The organism is Bacillaceae bacterium S4-13-56, assembly GCA_040191315.1.
Lineage (GTDB): Bacteria > Bacillota > Bacilli > Bacillales > JAWJLM01 > JAWJLM01.
In genome coordinates this window covers 1-4935 of record JAWJLM010000131.1, presented here as the reverse complement: position 1 = coordinate 4935, position 4935 = coordinate 1, and the positions used below count along the sequence as shown (strand labels likewise).

The window sequence follows — 4935 nt, the reverse complement described above, 5'->3', positions numbered from 1 at the left end:
GCGAAAATTTTCGAGGATGTAGGTCGCTTCGGCGTTTTCACATGATGTGACGGTTTTAGTCGACGATCCTTAATCTAAGGTGAGGTCCACCGCCTTACTTCGATGGCCACAAGAAATGCTTCCGAGAATTCACTTCGCAGAAACAAGTGCTTTTCTTGTTTCGAAGGGCGCTTGCGCTTTTTTTATTGTGCAAATGGTGAAGTGGAAAATATGAAAATTGAATATGAAAGGGAGCTGATGCGGTTTTCCATTATATGTGTGTTGGTGAGAACCGTCCCTACCAACACTTGCCTTGCTAAAAAGCTTTTGATAAAATACCTATGGGTGTATATAGATGCTAGGGGGGTGAGGGAATGGCGATTTATGATTTGCGTTGTAAAGACTGTGAGAATGAATATAGTAAAATGGTGTCTTATTCAAAATTGCCTGAAGTCGAATGCCCAAGCTGTGGCAGTAAACAGCATGAACGAGTATATAAGGCAAATATAAAAGGTCCAATCTCATCAGGTTCTGGTGGCGGTGTGTCCCCATCCAGTGGATTTTCTTGAGCTGGTGGATGTTAATCCGCGCGTGACGTGGAATATGAACGTAGTAAATTAGGCTCTCTCGTAAGGTAATCCTATGATTTTTTAATGAATCTGATTCCCTTGCGAGGGAGTTTTTATTTATCCGCATGAACGGACTGTAATACCCTACCTCAAGTCTTAAGTGAAACGAAAGGAGTAGGTGGGGGATAAATTGCCATGAAAATAAAACATTAAATTTTTCATCTTGTTGGTAAAGCTTGCTTCATGGTTGGTTGCCCGTATATGTCCGATTGTTTAGGTGTTGAATCGGAACCATCTCCAATTGTTCCGGGTTACCATCAAAGGGGTCTAAAAAAGAGGATAAATAATTCCTAATACCACTGACTACACAGTAACAATGCTGTAAAATATCTCTTAGGAGGTGGTTGTTGTATGATTTCATGGTGGAGTGAGGAAGCAGAATATATTCAGGTTTTTGGGTTACATCATTTCATTTACATAGGTTTGATGGTTACTGCTTTAGTTATTCTTTTAATTAAAAGAGAGCAAATAAGAGAAAATGCTGACAAAATAGCCAATGTGATATTAGTTGTTTCCATTCTTCAACAGGTTTTACTCTATTCTTGGTATGTTTTTGAGACGGGCTTTAACGTCTCGGAATCATTGCCTTTACATATCTGTCGTATTGCATCCTTGTTAGGAATTTACTTTTTAATCACCAAAAACAAAATAGCTCTTGATCTTCTTTTCTATATGGGGCTTTTTGCGTATGGTTCCTTTCTTTACCCTCAACGTGTTTACCCTGTCTATCACGTGATCGGAATTTCATTTGTAATCAATCATATGGTGACCATTTTGCTCCCTTATTTTGGCTACATTGCTTATGGCTGGAGACCAAAGTGGAAAGGCCTTTTGAGAACATATGCTATCTTTCTAGCTTATTTCCTTTTTGTGTATTTTCTAAATCCTATAATAGATGGAAACTATTTTTATCTAAAATATCGTCCATTTTTCAAGGAATGGCCTGATTATTTATATATTCCAGCCGTACTTTTCGTAACATTCATAGGTTTCGTGATAGCTTTTATAGTAGCTAGATCTATCGGAAAAGCCTCAAATAAAGTTGAACTGCCAAGTAATCTGAGTAGGTAAGATAGCTGAATTTGGCTTTACATTTAATATATGGGGAACAAGGCGTAGAATCTATGGGCCTAAGTGTATTTGGAAAAAATGAAGCAGCTAACCGTTTATATAGAAAAAGGGTTATTCAAATACGAGGATATCAATGGAGAAGAGGTTGTAGTTTGAAAAATTAGTCAATAAAGTAGTAGATTTAAAGGAGAAGCTATAAGGGAGGAATTTGTCATGAGTGAGGGATTTAATGGAAAAACGGTTATTGTGACCGCCGGAAGTAAAGGTCTAGGGAAAGCTACGGCTTTAGAGTTTGCCCAGAGAGGAGCTAACGTTGTAGTCTCAAGCCGTAACGAGGAAAGTCTTCAAAAAACAGTCGAAGAGATTAAAATGGGAACAGGGAACGCCAATGTTCATTATGTTGTCTGTGACATTACAAACTATGATTCTATTAAGAATTTAGTAGAAAAAACAGTTTCCCTGTTTGATACAGTAGACGTTTTAATTAATAACTCGGGAGGACCACCTGCTGGAAGCTTTGATAGCTTGAGTGATGAGCAGTGGCAAAAGGCATTTGAGTTAAATCTATTAAGCTTTACTCGTTTAATTCGTGAAGTGTTACCTCATATGAGAAAAAGTGGTGGGGGGCATATTGTCAATTTTGCTTCCTCGTCCATTAAGCAGACCTTGGATCATTTGATTTTGTCCAATACATTCCGTGCGGGCGTGATTGGTCTTTCCAAGTCACTATCTCAGGAGCTGTCCCAAGATAATATTTTGATTAATACGGTAGGTCCTGGTCGAATTGCAACAGACCGAGTAGCTGAACTGGATCAGATGAGAGCAAGCCAATTAGGGGTAAGCTATGAGGAAGTGCGAAGCTCCACTGAAAAGTCCATTCCTATGGGACGTTACGGAACACCAGATGAATTTGCAAAAGTAGTAGTTTTCCTATGCTCAGAGGATAATACTTATGTCACAGGGCAAGCCTTACTAGTGGATGGTGGGTTAGTAAAAGCACTATAATTTTTTGCTGTGAGCAGTTGGAACAAGGAGGAATCTAAATGGACGATTATTCGATATGGAATATTAAGTACTGCAGGGATTGCGCAAAAGCAATTCATTCCTGCGATTGAAAGAGCTGAGAATGCAGTGGCGGTGGCGATTGCGAGATAACTATGAAGCATTAGGTGTGCTGATAGGGACGGTTCTCACCAACACGCTTAGGGAGGATGTTTTCCATAATTTGTATGTTGGTGAGAACCGTCCCCACAAACACGTCCAAGACCATCACTGTATTTCTTCAGCGTTAACCGATTCTTTTGGTAAGGTTTGTTTTTGCTTGGTTGAGTTCAAGGACAATTTGATTTCATAGCTTAGTGTTTCGGGATATGAGGTTAAAATATTTACTTTCTTTGGTCGAATAGGCTCTGCAATAAATGCTATGGATGATATTCCGTTCTTAGATACGACCATGGTTAAATAGGTGTTCCCTTGTTCTTCTAAATAAAGTCCGCGAAAATCCAGCTCGTCAAAGTGCTTGAAGTTTGCTGTGTAGATGAATCCGTCATTGGTTTTTTGACGGGAAATAGAATCAGCGTGTTGCAGCAATTCTAAAACCCATTCAAAGGGCTGATCCAATGGCTTGAACTCATGACTAATACGATGCGGTAATTCGCCATACTTCCATTGCAGACCATCATGGACGTAAAACTTTTCTTTTGTGAGATATAAGGAAAATGTGAAAACAGAATCATCAGAAACAGGTGTTGCAACTTTGTAATTGCTCATTTGTGGATCCCAAATTCCTGAACTTTCCGAATAAATCTTTTCATCTCTTACATAAGAGGTGTTCACCTTGTAACTTTCGGAAGCAGCATTCTCAAGCTGATCTTTCCAATCTTTATAAATAAGATCTTGTTTGGTTGGGAAAAGTTGATAACCAACCGCAATCCCAATGATAAGAGCAAGAAAAGGATAGAGCCATCGTTTTATTAATCTGTTAGAGGTACCCATTGAGATCATAGTTCCCTCCTTGTTGCCAATACCCAATTTCTCGGTCTTTGGTAAAAGTGATTTGGTTCACCCATTTGACAGATTTATATCCGTACATATTGGGATGATAAAGACGGCACGGAAATCCTTGCGCTTCTTTCAAAGGTTTACCATCCATTTCAAATACCAACATTGCTTCTTCCTGTAAAAGTTGATCAAGGGTGAAGGAATCGTAATAATGCATATCAGCAGAATAAATAGTTGCATATTGCCCTTTTGGTTGAATCTCTAAATTCTTAATTAAGTCATTTACATACACTCCACGTAATTCCACCCCTTTGACACTCCATCCTGTCACACAGTGAAAGTCATCAACAATGGATTGCCAGGGAATATTCCGCATATCCCTCATATTCAATGTCATAGGTCGATTCACTTCTCCATCAATCTGAAGCTTCCAGCCTAATTCTGACTGGTATTGAGGAATCTCATCAGTTACATTGTAAATCCGAAAATAGCCCTTTCGTTTGGCCACTTCTTCCAAAACTGTAATTCGCTGCGATAGATATTTCAGCAAACCACCTGTCATTAGGGCAAATATAAAAATAATACCACTTTTAATAAACTCTCTACGTTCGGGCTTAAAATCAAGAACCCATACCGGCTTCTTTGCTTTTCCACGCCACCAAGAGGGCCACGGTAATCTTTTTTTGAATAAATGACCAAATCCATGAAAAAGAATCCAAGGAACCGCAACAAAGGTAGACCAATCATGCACAATCACACTATAATTACGGATCACTGGAGGAAGGGAGAGCTTTACTCCGAAATTCATGAAAAGTCCTGATAATGTCCATAATCCAAAAAGGATCATATTCAATCCAACATTAAATTTTTTAAGGGGGGGCCGCTTTTTGGCGTAGGTATAACTGAAAAAGATAGCAATCATTCCGAAAACTATATAAATGTAAGAGACATATAAATGAAAAAGAACAGTAGGAAAACCCCATTCTGTAAGTTGTGTACGCAACGGCTGAAAATATAAGCTTAAACCAGTGCCTAATAAAGCAATCACAAAAACCAGGTGAATATTATGAATCCATATTAGGTTTCTTTGTCTCATTCAGATTACATCCTTTCCCAGCCATCCTGAAGGAGTTATTTTTATATTGATTCCATTATATGAAAAATTGGTTAACTATTCCTTGTTATTGCTCACAAGCTCATAGACGTGCTGGGGCGTGCTGGTAGGGACGGTTCTATTAGGGAACAATCGGAAGTT

General features: G+C 38.8%; 5 protein-coding genes. 3 read left to right on the top strand and 2 right to left on the bottom strand.

Annotated features, from left to right (window positions below; genetic code table 11):
* Nucleotides 1-353 precede the first annotated feature (353 nt).
* The 3 genes from RZN25_18005 (at nt 354) to RZN25_17995 (ending at nt 2684) form a co-directional block, all read left to right on the top strand.
* Nucleotides 354-548 carry a zinc ribbon domain-containing protein gene (locus tag RZN25_18005; protein ID MEQ6378702.1) on the top strand — a complete coding sequence of 65 codons (195 nt, stop codon included), beginning with the start codon at nt 354-356 and terminating at the stop codon, nt 546-548.
* A gap of 411 nt (nt 549-959) precedes the next feature.
* Nucleotides 960-1679, top strand: a complete 720-nt coding sequence (locus RZN25_18000; protein MEQ6378701.1) for a TIGR02206 family membrane protein — start codon at nt 960-962, stop codon at nt 1677-1679.
* Between the two features lie 213 nt (nt 1680-1892).
* Nucleotides 1893-2684 (top strand): SDR family oxidoreductase, encoded by a 792-nt coding sequence (locus RZN25_17995; GenBank protein ID MEQ6378700.1) that lies wholly within the window; start codon nt 1893-1895, stop codon nt 2682-2684.
* 264 nt (nt 2685-2948) lie between these two features.
* Here RZN25_17995 and RZN25_17990 read toward each other — a convergent pair whose 3' ends face one another.
* Together RZN25_17990 and RZN25_17985 are read right to left on the bottom strand one after the other, a co-directional pair.
* The gene (locus tag RZN25_17990) at nt 2949-3674 is read right to left on the bottom strand and encodes a hypothetical protein (protein MEQ6378699.1); all 726 of its coding nucleotides are present in this window, start codon (nt 3672-3674) and stop codon (nt 2949-2951) included.
* Nucleotides 3661-4776 (bottom strand): molybdopterin-dependent oxidoreductase, encoded by a 1116-nt coding sequence (locus RZN25_17985; GenBank protein MEQ6378698.1) that lies wholly within the window; start codon nt 4774-4776, stop codon nt 3661-3663. Before RZN25_17985 ends, RZN25_17990 begins: the two co-directional genes overlap by 14 nt.
* Nucleotides 4777-4935 lie beyond the last annotated feature (159 nt).

Excerpts from the sequence above, each read along its gene's own strand:
- RZN25_17995 (MEQ6378700.1), top strand. The coding sequence starts at position 1,893 with ATGAGTGAGGGATTTAATGGAAAAACGGTTATTGTGACCGCCGGAAGT.
- RZN25_17990 (MEQ6378699.1), bottom strand. The coding sequence starts at position 3,674 with ATGGGTACCTCTAACAGATTAATAAAACGATGGCTCTATCCTTTTCTT.
- RZN25_18005 (MEQ6378702.1), top strand. The coding sequence starts at position 354 with ATGGCGATTTATGATTTGCGTTGTAAAGACTGTGAGAATGAATATAGT.
- RZN25_17985 (MEQ6378698.1), bottom strand. The coding sequence starts at position 4,776 with ATGAGACAAAGAAACCTAATATGGATTCATAATATTCACCTGGTTTTT.
- RZN25_18000 (MEQ6378701.1), top strand. The coding sequence starts at position 960 with ATGATTTCATGGTGGAGTGAGGAAGCAGAATATATTCAGGTTTTTGGG.